The following is a 14,155-nucleotide window of genomic DNA, read 5'->3' as shown; positions in this document are numbered from 1 at the left end:
GCCAGAGGGGGGTATAGACCGCCATCATTCCGCCGCCTCCACTGCCGGGGCCGGCGAGAAATCCTCCGGGAAATGCGTCATCGCGCTCATCACCGGATAGGGCGTGAAGCCGCCCAGCGCGCAGAGCGAGCCGAACTTCATCGTGTTGCAAAGATCGGCGAGCAACTCGCGATTCTTCTCAGGCGCGATACCGGCGGCGATCTTGTCCGCGACCTCGACGCCGCGTATCGAGCCAATGCGGCAGGGCGTGCACTTGCCGCAGCTTTCGACGGCGCAGAATTCCATGGCGAAGCGCGCCTGCTTCAGCATGTCGGCCGTGTCGTCGAAGACGACAATGCCGGCGTGGCCGATCAGGCCATCCTTGGCCGCGAAGGCCTCGTAGTCGAACGGGGTGTCGAATAGTGCGCGCGGGAAATAAGCGCCGAGCGGGCCGCCCACTTGCACCGCCTTGACCGGTCGGCCGCTCGCTGTCCCGCCGCCGATCTCGTCGACGATCTCGCCGAGCGTCAGGCCGAAAGCGGTCTCATAGAGGCCGCTATGCTTGACGTTGCCGGCGATCTGAATCGGGATCGTGCCGCGCGACCGGCCCATGCCGAAATCGCGATAGAAGGCGGCTCCCTTGTCCAGAATGATCGGCACGGAGGCGAGCGAGATGACGTTGTTGATAACGGTCGGACAGTCGAACAGGCCCTTATGCGCGGGAAGCGGCGGCTTGGCGCGAACGATACCGCGTTTGCCTTCGAGGCTGTTCAAGAGCGAGGTCTCCTCGCCACAGACATAGGCACCGGCGCCGGTCCTCACTTCCATGTCGAAGGCGTGAGCGGAACCGAGCACCGAGGCGCCAAGCACGCCGGCGGCGCGGGCGATCTCGATCGCTTGCTCCATGGCCGCGATCGCATGTGGATATTCGGAACGCGTGTAGACATAGCCCTTGATGGCGCCGGTGGCGATGCCGGCAATCGCCATGCCCTCGATCAGCACGAAGGGATCACCCTCCATGATCATCCGGTCGGCGAAGGTGCCGCTGTCGCCCTCATCGGCGTTGCAGACGATGTATTTGCGCGCGCCCGCCGCCTCGAGAACCGTTTTCCACTTGATGCCGGTTGGGAAGCCGGCACCGCCGCGCCCGCGAAGTCCGCTCTCGGTCACCTCCGCAACGATCGACGCGGGCTGCATGGCAACCGCTTTTTCGAGTCCGCGCAAGCCGCCATGGGCGCGATAGTCGCCGAGTGACAGTGGATCGATGACGCCGCAGCGAGCGAAGGTCAGCCGGGTCTGCTGCTTGAGGAACGGAATCTCCTCCGTCTTCCCCAGGCAAAGCGCGTGCGCGCCGCCAGAGAGCAGCCCGGCATCCAGAAGCGAGGCTACGTCACTGGACTTCACCGGGCCGTAGGCGATGCGGCCCTCGCCGGTTTCGACCTCGACCAGCGGTTCCAGCCAGTGCATGCCACGCGAACCATTGCGGACGATCGTGGCGGAGAGCCCGCGCGCGGCAATCCCGTCCGCCATCGCCATGGCGACGCGATCGGCGCCGAGCGCAAGTGCGGCCGCATCCCGCGGAATGTAGATCTTCACGGTCATCGGCGCGCCTCCGCAACCAGCGCCTCAAGCTCCGCGTCGTCGACCCGTCCGCGAACCTCGCCATCAAGCATTGCCGACGGCGAGCAGGAACAGAGCCCGAGACAGTAGACGGGCTCCAGCGTCACCGCGCCGTCCGGCGTCGTCTCATGGAAGTCGATGCCGAGTAGTGCCTTGGCGCGTTCGGCTAGCCGGTCTCCGCCCATCGACTGGCAGGCCTCCGCGCGACAGAGCTTCAGCACATGGCGTCCGGCGGGATGGTTGCGGAAATCATGATAGAAGGTGACGACGCCGTAGACCTCGGCGCGCGAAAGGTTTAGTTCGCGCGCAATCACCGGCAAGCACTCCTCAGGCACATAGCCGAATTCGTCCTGGATCTCGTGCAGGATCGGAAGAAGTGGACCTTCGAGCCCTTTGAGTTCACCGACAATCGCGAGCGTACGCTCAGCCACGTCTGCGCGCGGCAGCTGAATATTCACGCGAAGAGCCCTCCCGGCTCGTGGGCGCCCTACGATCAGGCCCTCCGCCCGACCGCTGCCGCACCGAATGTGTTATGTTTCGGCAGAGACCGGAGCCTCGTCGATCTCTGCCCGTTAAGCTTCGCGCGTAAGGCCGGAGGGGTCAATAATGCTGTTCCGTTGATCGATAGAAAAAATCTATCGATGCAGATCAAGCGAGGCGCAATGCGGTTTCCCGCCCCCCCCCCGCTCCCGCATCAACTTATTGAAATTGACCGCGTTCGTGCGCATGAACGTGATCTAGGGCCTTGTTGCGCTCGCCCAGAATACGGGCCTCGTGCAGGAGCGCGGAGACCAGCGGCGTGAAGGGCTCGCGGTAGGTGGCGACCAGGCCGACCGTGTGATGGACATCCGGATCGACGATCGGGATCATCCGGATATCTTCGTGAAAACCGAATGATTTCGCGACGTTATAGGGCATGATGCTCGCCCAGCGGCCAGTGCGCACGTGAGAGAAGAGCACAATCATCGAATTCGATTCGAGTGTCGGGCTAGGGATGGCGCCGGCTTCGGCAAAATGCTGATTGATGATACGGCGGTTCTGCATATCGGCGGTCAATAGACAAAGCCGAACGTTGCTGACTTCCTTCCAAGTCACGCTTTTGCGATCCGATAGCGGCGTGCCGGAGGCGGTAACCAGATGATATTGCTCGATTTGCAGCGGCACGGTGGTCACGCGGCCGAGCGGCTCGTTCTCCAGATAGGTCAAGCCTGCGTCGATCTCGAGGTTTTCCAGAAGAGTCAGGATCTGCAGCGACGTCGTCGAAAGCACCGAAAACGTCACGTCCGGATGCTTTTCCTGAAACGGCGCGGTGATCATCGGCACCATGGCAAGCGTCGTCGGGATCGCGGCCAGCCGGATATGTCCCGACAGGCCTTTACGTGCCGCGCGCATCTCCTCGCGCATGGTGCGGGTGTCGCTGACGATCCGCCGCGCCCATTCGAGCACCCGCTGACCCTCCGGCGTCAGACCCTGGTAACGCGATCCGCGATTGACGAGCATGACGCCGAGCTGGTCCTCGAGCTGGCGAATCGCCGCCGACAGCGTCGGCTGCGTGACGCCGCACTCCTCCGCCGCCCGGCCGAAATGCCGTTGGCGGGCAAGTGCGAGAAAGAACTCCAGCTTGTCGATCATGCCTGGCCTTTAGGTCGCGATGATTGGACCTGCCCCTTACCCTCGCCCCCGCGGGGAGAGGGGACTGAGACGCCGCCGCGAGTCCCCTTCTCCACGCTTGCGGGGAGAAGGTGCTGGCAGGCGGATGAGGGGAAGGAACACTTCATCCATCATTCCCGCTTAGCAGATAAGCTGGCCCCCATTCACCTCCAGCACCTGGCCGGTGATATAGCCTGAAAGGGCGTGCGAAGCGAGGAAGAGATAGGCCGGCGCGCAATCCTCGGCGGTGCCGAGCCGGCCGAGCGGGATCGTCTTGCGCGTTGCCTCGAGTTTCTCCGGCGACGAGTAGCGTTCGTGGAAGTCGGTCGCGATCGTTCCCGGCGAGACGCAATTGACGCGGATGCCCTCCGGCGCCAGCTCGCGTGCCAGTGCCTTCGAATAGGTCGCGACGAAGGCCTTGGTGGCGGAGTAGATCGACGAGCCGGCGCTGCCGCCGGTCGAGGCGGAGATCGACACGGTGTTGACGATCGCGGGATGGGTGCCCTTGCGCAAGAGCGGCAGCATTGCCCGCGTCATCTCGACGACCGACGTCTGATTGAGCTGCACGACCGTGCGATAGTCGTCGTCAGTCAGGTCTGCGGCAGGGAAGCGCCCGACCATCGTGCCGGCATTGTTGATGAGAACATCGACACTGTCGAACCGCTCCCGGACGGCATCCGCCAGGCTTTCGACGCCGCCAGCCACAAGAAAATCGGCGGCACAAAGAAACGCCCTGCCCTCGGTTGCGGCCAATTCGAGAAAATCGTGACGCTCGCGGGCGACCGTCCTGCCCATGTGGACGAGGACATGCGCGCCACAATCGAGAAATTGCCGCGCAACCTCCAGCCCGATACCCCGGCCACCGCCGGTCACCACCACGTTCATGCCCTTGAACAAGGCCGGATGAAACATGCCTTCCCCCTCTAACCCCACGATCCCAGTCCGGACCACAAGCGCCGATCAACAGTCATAAAGCTGGAGCAGAATGCGGGAGAAAAAGCGCCCAACGTCTCGTCCCCTGCCCTGACAGACCAACAGGCTCGCCCATCCACCGCCGGATTGCAACATGGGCGCGTCAGCGATTGCCGCGAAACCAGCGTCGCGCAAAAAACGCCGACTTCTGAAATTGCAACGCTTTCGTTTTTGCATATTATGAAAAAAAACGAAACCGAGGGAGCGGGAATGTATCTCAGCGGGCGGCAAGCGGAAATCCTGGACCTGGCAAAAACAGAGGGGCGCGTGCTCGTCGAGGAGCTTGCCCAGCGCTTTTCGGTGACGCCACAAACGATCCGCAAGGATCTCAATGATCTCTGCGATGCAAGGGTGCTGAACCGCATTCACGGGGGTGCGATCTTCCCGAGCGGCAAGGAAAACGTCAAATACGACGCGCGCCGCCAGATCGCCGCGACCGAAAAGCAGGCGATTGGCCGTGCCGCCGCCGCGCTCATCCCCGACAACGCCTCGCTCTTCATCAATATCGGCACCACTACCGAAGCGGTGGGAGAAGCGCTGCTCGACCACAAGGAATTGATGGTCATCACCAACAACATCAATGTTGCCAACAGGTTGCGCGTATTCCCCTCGATCGAGGTGGTGATCGCGGGTGGTGTCGTGCGCGGTTCCGACGGCGGCATCGTCGGCGAGGCCGCTGTCGACTTCATCAAGCAGTTCAAGGTGGATTTCGCCGTCATCGGCGCCTCGGCGATCGACCACGATGGCGCACTTCTCGATTTCGATTACCGGGAAGTGAAAGTCGCCCAGGCGATCATCGCAAATGCGCGGCACGTCATTCTCGTTTCGGACTCCACGAAATTCGAACGAACCGCTCCGGTCCGGATCGGCCACATCTCCCAGGTCCAGACTTTCATCACCGACCACTGCATCATTGAAAACGTTCGGAAAATATGTGCCGAGCAGGACGTTCGGCTGATCGAGACCGATGCCTGACTCGGGACGCTTTGCGCGCCTGTGGCATCGGGAAACATTCGTTTGACATTCGATATATTTTCGTTTTAACTGATTTCACTTTCGCAGCCGCATCAATTTGTGCATTGCGAAATGCGGAGGGGAAATACAGTGTCAGAGCAGACGATCTTCGACGTCTTCGTCATAGGCGGCGGCATCAACGGATGCGGCATTGCGCGTGATGCGGTCGGTCGGGGTTATTCCGTCGCGCTGGCCGAAATGAAGGATTTCGCCTCCGGCACATCGTCCGGCTCCACCAAGCTTATCCACGGCGGTCTGCGCTATCTCGAATATTATGAGTTCCGCCTGGTCCGCGAGGCGCTGATGGAGCGCGAGATATTGTGGGCGATGGCGCCGCACGTCATCTGGCCGATGCGATTCGTCCTGCCCTTCCACAAGGGCGGCATGCGCCCCGCCTGGCTCATCCGCCTCGGCCTGTTTCTCTATGATCATATCGGCGGCCGCAAGCTGTTGCCCCCGACCCGCACGCTAGACATGACCCGCGACCCGGCGGGATTGCCACTGAAGCGGCTTTTCACCAAGGCATTCGAATATTCCGACGGCTGGGTCAACGATGCGCGCCTGGTGGTGCTGAACGCTCGCGACGCGGCCGATCGCGGCGCACGGGTCATGCCGCGCACCCGGGTTGTCTCCGCACGCCGCAACGACGGGCACTGGGCAATCGAAACGGAAAATATGGTGACCGGGGCGCGCGGAGCCCTGCGTGCCCGCATGCTCGTTAACGCCACCGGTCCTTGGGTGGATCGGGTGCTCGCCGACGCGATCGGCAAGAACGACGTGCACAATGTCCGCCTCGTGCAGGGCAGCCATATCGTCGTGAACAAGAAGTTTGACGATCCGCGCGCCTATTTCTTCCAGAACCCGGACGGGCGGATCATCTTCGCCATTCCCTACGAGAACGATTTCACGCTGATCGGAACGACGGACCACGATTTCATTGGTGATCCCGCTGGTGCGCGCATCAACGACGCCGAGATCGACTATCTCTGCAAGGCGGCGAGCGAATATTTCACTGATCCTGTAACGCGCGACGAAATCGTCTGGACCTATTCGGCAGTGCGACCGCTGTTCGACGACGGCGCCAGCAAGGCCCAGGAGGCGACCCGCGATTACGTGCTGCGCGTCGAAGGCCAGAACGGCCAGGCGCCGCTCTTGAACGTCTTCGGCGGCAAGCTCACAACCTATCGGCGGCTGAGTGAGTCCGCGCTGGAAAAAATCGGCGAGGCGATCGGGGCCAAGGGCCGGAAATGGACAGCCGGGTCGAGCCTGCCGGGCGGCGATTTTCCCGCTGCCGGCTACGACGCCGAGGTCGCCAGCCTCAAGGCGCGCTACCCTTTTCTCGCCAATTCACACGCGCGCCGGCTCGTGCGGCTCTACGGCACGCGGGCGGCCCGGCTTCTCGGCAAGGCGGCGAAGGAGGCCGACCTCGGAAGACGTTTCGGAGCAGACCTTTACGAAACCGAAGTCAATTGGCTGATCGAGCAGGAATGGGCGCGGCGCGCGGAGGACGTGCTGTGGCGCCGTACGAAACTGGGACTGAAGCTCTCGCCAGCGGAGGCCGCGGAGCTGGAGGAATATATGCAGGGCGCGGCCAACGCTGCCGCCTAGATCACGATATGCGGGCGGAAAAACGAAAACCCTTTTTCTCATCCCGCTCTGATACCCTGCAATTGAGACTGCCGATGGCTGGGTGGAACACCGGAGAATTCGATGCTTGAAATGAAGAACATATCCAAGGTCGTGGGCGGGGAGACGCATATCCACCCGACCGACCTTGTGCTGGAGAGGGGGTCGCTCAATGTGCTGCTCGGCCCCACCCTCTCCGGCAAGACGTCGCTGATGCGGCTGATGGCCGGTCTCGACAAGCCCGCCTCCGGCTCGCTTCGCTTCGATGGCGCCGACGTCACCGGCCTGCCGGTGCAGCAACGCTCTGTCGCCATGGTCTACCAGCAGTTCATCAACTATCCGGCGATGACGGTCTACGACAACATCGCCTCGCCAATGCGCATCAAGGGCGCCGATAGCGCAACCGTCGATCGGGAAGTGCGCAAGGCGGCCGAACTCCTGAAGCTCACACCCTATCTCGACCGCACCCCCTTGAACCTTTCCGGCGGCCAGCAGCAGCGCACCGCGCTTGCGCGTGCGATCGTCAAGAACGCCGATCTGGTGCTGCTCGACGAACCGCTCGCCAATCTCGACTACAAGCTGCGCGAGGAACTGCGCGAGGAATTGCCCAAGATCTTCGCCGCTTCCGGCGCAATCTTCGTCTATGCGACGACGGAGCCGTCCGAGGCCTTGCTGCTCGGCGGCAATACCGCGACCATGAGCGAGGGCCGCATCACCCAGTTCGGCCGCACCATCGATGTCTATCGCCGCCCGGTCGACATCGTCACCGCGCGCACCTTCGCCGATCCGCCGCTGAATACGATCGAGCTCGTGAAGACGGGAGCGGATTTCACGCTCGATGGGAAGCCCGTGCTTACCGTCCCGGCCCACCTTTCGGCCGTTCCCGACGGTCCCTGCACGGTCGCCTTCCAGCCGCACCACCTTTCTTTCGATCCGCCAAACGGCAGCGGCAACGCGCTTACCGTCAAGACGGCAATTTCCGAGATCGCAGGCTCGGAGAGCTTCATTCACGTCGGTTTCGCCGGCGCGCGCTGGGTCATGCTCGCGCCCGGCGTTCACGACATCGAACCGGACGCGGTTCTTAAGGTCTTTGTCGATATACGCCACCTGATGGTCTTCGGGCCGGACGGTCGCGCGATCGGCGGCACGGCCTGAGGGAGGCGCTGGGAGGAAACCATGGCACGCATCAATCTAGAACATATCCGCCACGCCTACGGCGCCAAGCCGAAGTCGGAAGCCGACTACGCGCTGAGGGAAGTGCATCACGAATGGAACGACGGCGGCGCCTATGCGCTGCTCGGCCCTTCCGGCTGCGGCAAGACCACGCTGCTCAACATCATTTCCGGCCTCATCAACCCGTCGGAAGGCCGCATCCTCTTCGATGGCCGGGACGTGACGCATTTCTCCACCCAGGAACGCAACATCGCCCAGGTGTTCCAGTTCCCGGTGATCTACGACACGATGACGGTCTATGACAATCTCGCCTTCCCGCTGCGCAACCGGCACGTGCCGGAAGCCGAAGTCGACCGCCGCGTCAAGGAAATCATCGAGATGACCGGTCTCGGCGGCTGGGCGAAGAAGACCGCGCGCGGATTGACCGCCGACCAGAAGCAGAAGATCTCGCTCGGCCGCGGCCTCGTTCGTTCCGATGTCAGCGCCATCCTCTTCGATGAACCGCTGACCGTGATCGATCCCGAAATGAAATGGGTGCTGCGTTCGCAGATCAAGCGGCTGCACAAGCAGTTCAGCTTCACCATGGTCTATGTGACGCATGACCAGACCGAGGCGCTGACCTTCGCCGACAAGGTCGTCGTCATGTACGACGGCCAGATCGTCCAGATTGGCACGCCGGCCGAACTCTTCGAACGGCCGCGCCATACCTTCGTCGGCTATTTCATCGGGTCGCCAGGCATGAACGTGTTGCCGGCGAAGATCGCCGGCAACACGGCCGCGATCGGCAGCGAGAACATCGCGCTCAATTTCCTGCCGAAGATCAAGTCCGGCGCCAAGACTGAGCTCGGCATCCGTCCGGAATTCGTTTCGCTCGGACGCGAAGGCATGCCCGTCGCGATCACCAAGGTCGAAGACATCGGCCGCCGCAAGATCGTCCGGGCGCGTTTCGCCGACCTGCCGATCTCGATCGTGCTCGACGAGGACGACGAAATTCCCGCCGAGCCGCGTGTCGCCTTCGATCCGAAGGCAATCAATATCTACGCCGATTCCTGGCGCGTCGGAGAGGAGGCCTGACCCATGGAAAAGACCTGGAACAACAAGGCCTGGTTCATGGTCCTGCCGGTGTTGGTGCTCGTCGCCTTCTCCGCCGTGATCCCGCTGATGACGGTCGTCAACTATTCAGTGCAGGACACCTTCGGCAACAACGAGTTCTTCTGGGCCGGCACCGACTGGTTCGTGGAGACACTCGAATCCGACCGCTTCTGGGATGCGCTGATCCGCAACCTGATCTTCTCGGCGATCATCCTGACGATCGAGATTCCGCTCGGCATCGTGATCGCACTCAACATGCCGAAGAAGGGCATCGGCGTGCCGATCTGCCTCGTCCTGATGGCGCTGCCGCTGCTCATTCCGTGGAACGTGGTCGGCACTATCTGGCAGGTCTTCGGACGCGTCGACATCGGCCTGCTCGGACGCACCCTCGCATCGCTTGGCATCAACTACAACTATGTGCAGAACCCGCTCGATGCCTGGGTCACGCTGATCATTATGGACGTCTGGCACTGGACGAGCCTTGTCGTGCTCTTGTGCTATGCCGGCCTCGTCTCGATCCCCGACGCCTACTACCAGGCGGCCAAGATCGACGGCGCCTCGCGCTGGTCCGTCTTCCGCTACATCCAGCTTCCGAAAATGAAGCGCGTGCTCTTGATCGCCTTCCTGCTGCGCTTCATGGACAGTTTCATGATCTACACGGAGCCTTTCGTCGTCACCGGCGGTGGACCTGGCAATTCGACGACCTTCCTGTCGATCGATCTCGTCAAGATGGCGATCGGCCAGTTCGACCTCGGCCCGGCCGCGGCCCTCTCGATCATCTACTTCCTCATCATCCTGCTGCTCTCGTGGATCTTCTACACGGTGATGACCACCAGTGACGCGCAAGGCTGAGAAGGGAGGGAGGACATTATGAAGACTCAAAAGCAACCGATGTCGCAACGCCTCTCCTGGCTGGTGCCGACGATCTACATTATCTTCCTGCTCCTGCCGATCTACTGGCTGGTCAATATGAGCTTCAAGGAGACAAGCGAAATCCTCAGCACCTTTTCGCTGTGGCCGCAGAATCCGACGCTCCGCAATTACACGGTGATCTTCACCGATCCCTCCTGGTACAACGGCTACATCAACTCGATCACCTATGTCGTGATGAACACGGTGATCTCGGTCACCGTGGCGCTGCCGGCGGCCTACGCCTTTTCGCGCTACCGCTTCCTCGGCGACAAGCATCTGTTCTTCTGGCTGCTGACGAACCGGATGGCGCCGCCAGCCGTTTTCGCGCTGCCCTTCTTCCAGCTCTATTCCGCCTTCGGCCTGATCGACACGCATATCGCGGTCGCCATCGCGCACTGCCTCTTCAACGTGCCGCTGGCGGTCTGGATTCTCGAAGGCTTCATGTCCGGCGTGCCGAAGGAGATCGACGAGACGGCCTATATCGACGGCTACTCCTTCCCGCGCTTCTTCGTAAAAATCTTCGTGCCGCTGATCGCATCCGGCATCGGCGTTGCCGCCTTCTTCTGCTTCATGTTCTCCTGGGTCGAACTCCTGATCGCCCGCACGCTCACGACCACCGATGCCAAGCCGATCGCCGCCACCATGACCCGCACAGTCTCGGCGTCCGGTCTCGACTGGGGCGTGCTTGCCGCCGCAGGCGTGCTGACGATTATCCCCGGCGCACTCGTCATCTATTTCGTTCGCAACTACATCGCCAAGGGCTTCGCCCTGGGGAGGGTCTGATGGAAGCCATCGCCACACGCAAGAACCGCTGGCCCGTCGCACTTGTCGCCGTGCTCGTCGTCTATGTCGCAGTTGCGGGCCTGCTCGTTTCTACCCTGCCGGTCAAGGACGGCGAGCGCGACTGGTTCGCCCCGCTGATCCCCGGCGGCTGGATGGCCTGGTCCTTCCCGACCGCCATGTTCTTTCTGACGATCTTCGCGCTTCTGTCGCTGATGGCCGTCTGGGAATATGCCCGGCCCGGAGGCAATCCGCGCGTCGGCATCCTGCGCTTCGAAACGACGCGCGGCGACCGGCTCTTCGTCTCGCTGCTCGGATCCGCCTTCATTCAACTCGGCTGGCTGGGGCTCGTCGGCACAAACCTCTGGTGGGCGGTCGCGCTCTCTGTGGTCTATGCCATCGGCGTCTTCCGCTACGTCTGAGAACGGAATGAGGGGCGCATCGACGGCGCGCCCCTCGAGACTGCAATGAACTGCAATCGCAAAACCCAAGGGAGGAATTAATGCGACGGCATCTTCTAACGACGACGGCAGCAATGCTGCTGGCTCTCACCGGCTCGGCCTATGCCGGCATGGATGAGGCAAAGTCATTCCTGGATAAGGAAATCGGCGACCTCTCGTCGCTCGATCGCGCGGCCCAGGAAGCGGAAATGCAGTGGTTCGTCGATGCGGCGAAGCCTTTTGCCGGCATGGAAATCAAGGTCGTCTCCGAAACGATCACCACCCATGAATATGAAGCGAAGACGCTTGCCAAGGCGTTCTCCGACATCACCGGCATCAAGATCACCCACGACCTGATCGGCGAAGGCGACGTCGTCGAAAAGCTGCAGACGCAGATGCAGTCGGGCGAAAACGTCTATGACGCCTATATCAACGACTCGGATCTGATCGGCACCCATTGGCGATACCAGCAGGCCCGCAGCCTGACCGACTTCATGGCGAACGAGGGCAAGGACGTCACCAACCCGAACCTCGACATCGACGACTTCATCGGCAAGTCCTTTACCACCGCCCCGGACGGCAAGCTCTACCAGCTTCCCGACCAGCAGTTCGCGAACCTTTACTGGTTCCGCTACGACTGGTTCAACGATCCGAAGATCCAGGAAGAGTTCAAGGCCAAGTACGGCTACGACCTCGGCGTGCCGGTCAACTGGTCGGCCTATGAGGACATCGCCGAGTTCTTCACCGGCCGCGAGATCGACGGCAAGAAGGTCTATGGCCACATGGACTACGGCAAGAAGGACCCGTCGCTTGGCTGGCGCTTCACCGACGCTTGGCTGTCGATGGCCGGCAACGGCGACAAGGGCATCCCGAACGGCAAGCCGGTCGACGAGTGGGGCATCAGGGTCGACGAGAACTCGCGCCCCGTCGGATCCTGCGTTGCACGCGGCGGTGACACCAACGGCCCGGCCTCGGTCTATGCGATCCAGAAGTATCTCGATTGGATGAAGGCCTACGCTCCGGCGGCTTCCCAGGGCATGACCTTCTCGGAATCCGGTCCGGTTCCGTCGCAGGGTGAGATCGCGCAGCAGATGTTCACCTACACGGCGTTCACCGCGGACTTCGTGAAGCAAGGCCTGCCGGTGGTCAACGAGGACGGCACCCCGAAGTGGCGTTTTGCCCCGAGCCCACACGGCGTCTACTGGAAGGACGGCATGAAGCTTGGCTATCAGGATGCCGGCTCCTGGACGCTCCTGAAGTCGACACCGGACGACCGCGCCAAGGCCGCTTGGCTCTACGCGCAGTTCGTAACCTCCAAGACGGTGGACGTGAAGAAGAGCCATGTCGGTCTCACCTTCATCCGCCAGTCGACGCTCGATCATCCGAGCTTCACCGAGCGTGCACCGAAGCTCGGCGGCCTGATCGAGTTCTACCGTTCGCCGGCCCGCCTGCAGTGGTCGCCGACCGGCACGAACGTGCCTGACTATCCGAAGCTGGCCCAGCTCTGGTGGCAGGCGATCGGCGATGCTTCCTCCGGCGCAAAGACCGCCCAGGAAGCCATGGACTCGCTCTGCGCCGAGCAGGAAAAGGTGCTGCAGCGCCTCGAGCGTGCCGGCGTTCAGGGCGACATCGGCCCGAAGCTGGCGGAAGAGCACGACCTCGAATTCTGGAACGCGGAAGCCGTCAAGGCTGGCAACCTCGCTCCGCAGTTGAAGGTCGAGAACGAGAAGGAAAAGCCGATCACCGTCAACTATGACGAACTGGTCAAGAGCTGGCAGACGAACTAAGCCTCCCAAGGCAGGTGCCGTCCGAATTTTCGGGCGGCACCACGACGTCTGGAGATGCGGGGGCCGGGGCTGGAAACAGCTCCGGCTTTCGCATCCCGCAGACGCATCACATTTCGATCGGGATCGAAGCATCCATCTGTCGACGATGCTAGAAGAGCGGCATGAACTCGCTTCAAGGACTGGATCGATGGTCGCCGCCAAGACAAATATTGCCTTCGAACTGTTGTTACTTCTCGCCCTCGCCAGCCTCTGGGGCGCCTCCTACACCTTCATCAAGATCGGCGTTGAAACCATTCCGCCGGTGACGCTGATTGCCGCGCGCACCCTGCTCGCCGGCGCAATTCTTCTGGCAGTGATCGGATGGCGCGGCCTTTCGTTGCCGCGTGACACCGCCACCTTGAGGCGCTTTCTGTTCCAGGCCTGCCTCAACAGCGTCTTTCCGTTCACGCTGATCGCCTGGGCCGAGCGGACGATCGACGCCGGTGTGGCGGTGATCCTCAATTCCACCACGCCCATCTTCGCCTTCCTTCTGACGGCCCTGATCACCCGGCACGAGCCCGTTACCGCCCGCAAGTTCGTTGGCGTCATTGCGGGGCTCACCGGCATCAGCCTGATCATTGGGCTCGAAGCCTTTCGCGGCGTCGGCGATCAGCTCGTTCCGCAGCTTGCCGTTGTCCTTGCAACCATTTGCTATGCGGGCGCGGCGATCTTCGGGAAGAATTTCAAGGGGCAGGATCCGATGATACCCGCCGCGGGGTCGCTTCTCGCCGGCGCGGTTTTGCTCGTCCCGACGAGCCTGGTCGTCGATCGGCCCTGGACGCTCAACCCCTCGCCCGAATCGCTGATTGCGCTCGTCTGCCTGTCGGCCTTCTCGACGGCACTCGCCTTCGTCATCTATTTCCGCCTGATCCACACGCTCGGATCCGTCGGCACGACGGCACAGGCCTATGTACGCGTTCCGATCGGCGTTGCCATCGGAGTCCTGTTCCTTGGCGAAACTCTACCGGCAACTGCGTGGATCGGCCTCTGCTGCGTTATTACCGGCGTCGTCGCCATGACCATACCGGCGCGGCAGCGCGTGGCGGCGGCCGCAGCCAAGGGGTGATCCCT

General features: G+C 62.2%; 13 protein-coding genes. 9 read left to right on the top strand and 4 right to left on the bottom strand.

Annotated features, from left to right (window positions below; genetic code table 11):
• Window positions 1–24: 24 nt before the first annotated feature.
• From PZN02_RS07620 to PZN02_RS07605, 4 genes are all read right to left on the bottom strand, one after another.
• Complete coding sequence (locus PZN02_RS07620) at window positions 25–1,581, bottom strand: formate dehydrogenase beta subunit (RefSeq protein ID WP_280660983.1); 1,557 nt, start codon at window positions 1,579–1,581, stop codon at window positions 25–27.
• Complete coding sequence (locus tag PZN02_RS07615; protein WP_280660981.1) at window positions 1,578–2,057, bottom strand: formate dehydrogenase subunit gamma; 480 nt, start codon at window positions 2,055–2,057, stop codon at window positions 1,578–1,580. Before PZN02_RS07615 ends, PZN02_RS07620 begins: the two co-directional genes overlap by 4 nt.
• Before the next feature lie 241 nt (window positions 2,058–2,298).
• Complete coding sequence (locus tag PZN02_RS07610) at window positions 2,299–3,231, bottom strand: LysR family transcriptional regulator (RefSeq protein WP_280660980.1); 933 nt, start codon at window positions 3,229–3,231, stop codon at window positions 2,299–2,301.
• Between the two features lie 159 nt (window positions 3,232–3,390).
• Window positions 3,391–4,161, bottom strand: coding sequence for an SDR family NAD(P)-dependent oxidoreductase (locus PZN02_RS07605; RefSeq protein WP_280660979.1), 771 nt, complete (start codon window positions 4,159–4,161; stop codon window positions 3,391–3,393).
• A gap of 270 nt (window positions 4,162–4,431) precedes the next feature.
• On the opposite strand from PZN02_RS07605, the gene PZN02_RS07600 reads away from it, so the two are divergent.
• From PZN02_RS07600 to PZN02_RS07560, 9 genes are all read left to right on the top strand, one after another.
• Window positions 4,432–5,196 (top strand): DeoR/GlpR family DNA-binding transcription regulator, encoded by a 765-nt coding sequence (locus PZN02_RS07600; protein ID WP_280660978.1) that lies wholly within the window; start codon window positions 4,432–4,434, stop codon window positions 5,194–5,196.
• A 129-nt stretch (window positions 5,197–5,325) separates the two neighbouring features.
• Entirely contained in the window at window positions 5,326–6,843 is a 1,518-nt protein-coding gene (gene glpD, locus PZN02_RS07595) for a glycerol-3-phosphate dehydrogenase (protein ID WP_280660977.1), read from the top strand.
• Window positions 6,844–6,945: 102 nt separating this feature from the next.
• Window positions 6,946–8,016, top strand: a complete 1,071-nt coding sequence (locus tag PZN02_RS07590; RefSeq protein ID WP_280660976.1) for an ABC transporter ATP-binding protein — start codon at window positions 6,946–6,948, stop codon at window positions 8,014–8,016.
• A 21-nt stretch (window positions 8,017–8,037) separates the two neighbouring features.
• Window positions 8,038–9,108 (top strand): ABC transporter ATP-binding protein, encoded by a 1,071-nt coding sequence (locus PZN02_RS07585; protein WP_280660975.1) that lies wholly within the window; start codon window positions 8,038–8,040, stop codon window positions 9,106–9,108.
• 3 nt (window positions 9,109–9,111) lie between these two features.
• Window positions 9,112–9,978, top strand: a complete 867-nt coding sequence (locus PZN02_RS07580; RefSeq protein WP_280660974.1) for a carbohydrate ABC transporter permease — start codon at window positions 9,112–9,114, stop codon at window positions 9,976–9,978.
• A gap of 18 nt (window positions 9,979–9,996) precedes the next feature.
• Window positions 9,997–10,821, top strand: a complete 825-nt coding sequence (locus PZN02_RS07575; protein WP_280660973.1) for a carbohydrate ABC transporter permease — start codon at window positions 9,997–9,999, stop codon at window positions 10,819–10,821.
• Window positions 10,821–11,240 (top strand): DUF2160 domain-containing protein, encoded by a 420-nt coding sequence (locus PZN02_RS07570; RefSeq protein WP_280660972.1) that lies wholly within the window; start codon window positions 10,821–10,823, stop codon window positions 11,238–11,240. The genes PZN02_RS07575 and PZN02_RS07570 overlap by 1 nt, the downstream gene beginning before the upstream one ends.
• Before the next feature lie 80 nt (window positions 11,241–11,320).
• Window positions 11,321–13,045: an ABC transporter substrate-binding protein gene (locus PZN02_RS07565; protein ID WP_280660971.1), complete on the top strand. Its 1,725-nt coding sequence runs from the start codon at window positions 11,321–11,323 to the stop codon at window positions 13,043–13,045.
• Window positions 13,046–13,232: 187 nt separating this feature from the next.
• The gene (locus tag PZN02_RS07560; protein WP_280660970.1) at window positions 13,233–14,150 is read left to right on the top strand and encodes a DMT family transporter; all 918 of its coding nucleotides are present in this window, start codon (window positions 13,233–13,235) and stop codon (window positions 14,148–14,150) included.
• Window positions 14,151–14,155: the final 5 nt, after the last annotated feature.

This window comes from Sinorhizobium garamanticum (assembly GCF_029892065.1).
GTDB lineage: Bacteria > Pseudomonadota > Alphaproteobacteria > Rhizobiales > Rhizobiaceae > Sinorhizobium > Sinorhizobium garamanticum.
Note: the sequence above shows the minus strand (reverse complement) of the source record. Positions and strands in the feature narration are given on the sequence as shown.

What these genes read in the sequence shown, in the direction of transcription:
- PZN02_RS07620 (WP_280660983.1), bottom strand. Translation starts at nt 1,581, where the DNA reads ATGACCGTGAAGATCTACATTCCGCGGGATGCGGCCGCACTTGCGCTC.
- PZN02_RS07610 (WP_280660980.1), bottom strand. Translation starts at nt 3,231, where the DNA reads ATGATCGACAAGCTGGAGTTCTTTCTCGCACTTGCCCGCCAACGGCAT.
- PZN02_RS07605 (WP_280660979.1), bottom strand. Translation starts at nt 4,161, where the DNA reads ATGTTTCATCCGGCCTTGTTCAAGGGCATGAACGTGGTGGTGACCGGC.
- PZN02_RS07600 (WP_280660978.1), top strand. Translation starts at nt 4,432, where the DNA reads ATGTATCTCAGCGGGCGGCAAGCGGAAATCCTGGACCTGGCAAAAACA.
- PZN02_RS07590 (WP_280660976.1), top strand. Translation starts at nt 6,946, where the DNA reads ATGCTTGAAATGAAGAACATATCCAAGGTCGTGGGCGGGGAGACGCAT.
- PZN02_RS07585 (WP_280660975.1), top strand. Translation starts at nt 8,038, where the DNA reads ATGGCACGCATCAATCTAGAACATATCCGCCACGCCTACGGCGCCAAG.
- PZN02_RS07580 (WP_280660974.1), top strand. Translation starts at nt 9,112, where the DNA reads ATGGAAAAGACCTGGAACAACAAGGCCTGGTTCATGGTCCTGCCGGTG.
- PZN02_RS07575 (WP_280660973.1), top strand. Translation starts at nt 9,997, where the DNA reads ATGAAGACTCAAAAGCAACCGATGTCGCAACGCCTCTCCTGGCTGGTG.
- PZN02_RS07570 (WP_280660972.1), top strand. Translation starts at nt 10,821, where the DNA reads ATGGAAGCCATCGCCACACGCAAGAACCGCTGGCCCGTCGCACTTGTC.
- PZN02_RS07565 (WP_280660971.1), top strand. Translation starts at nt 11,321, where the DNA reads ATGCGACGGCATCTTCTAACGACGACGGCAGCAATGCTGCTGGCTCTC.
- PZN02_RS07560 (WP_280660970.1), top strand. Translation starts at nt 13,233, where the DNA reads ATGGTCGCCGCCAAGACAAATATTGCCTTCGAACTGTTGTTACTTCTC.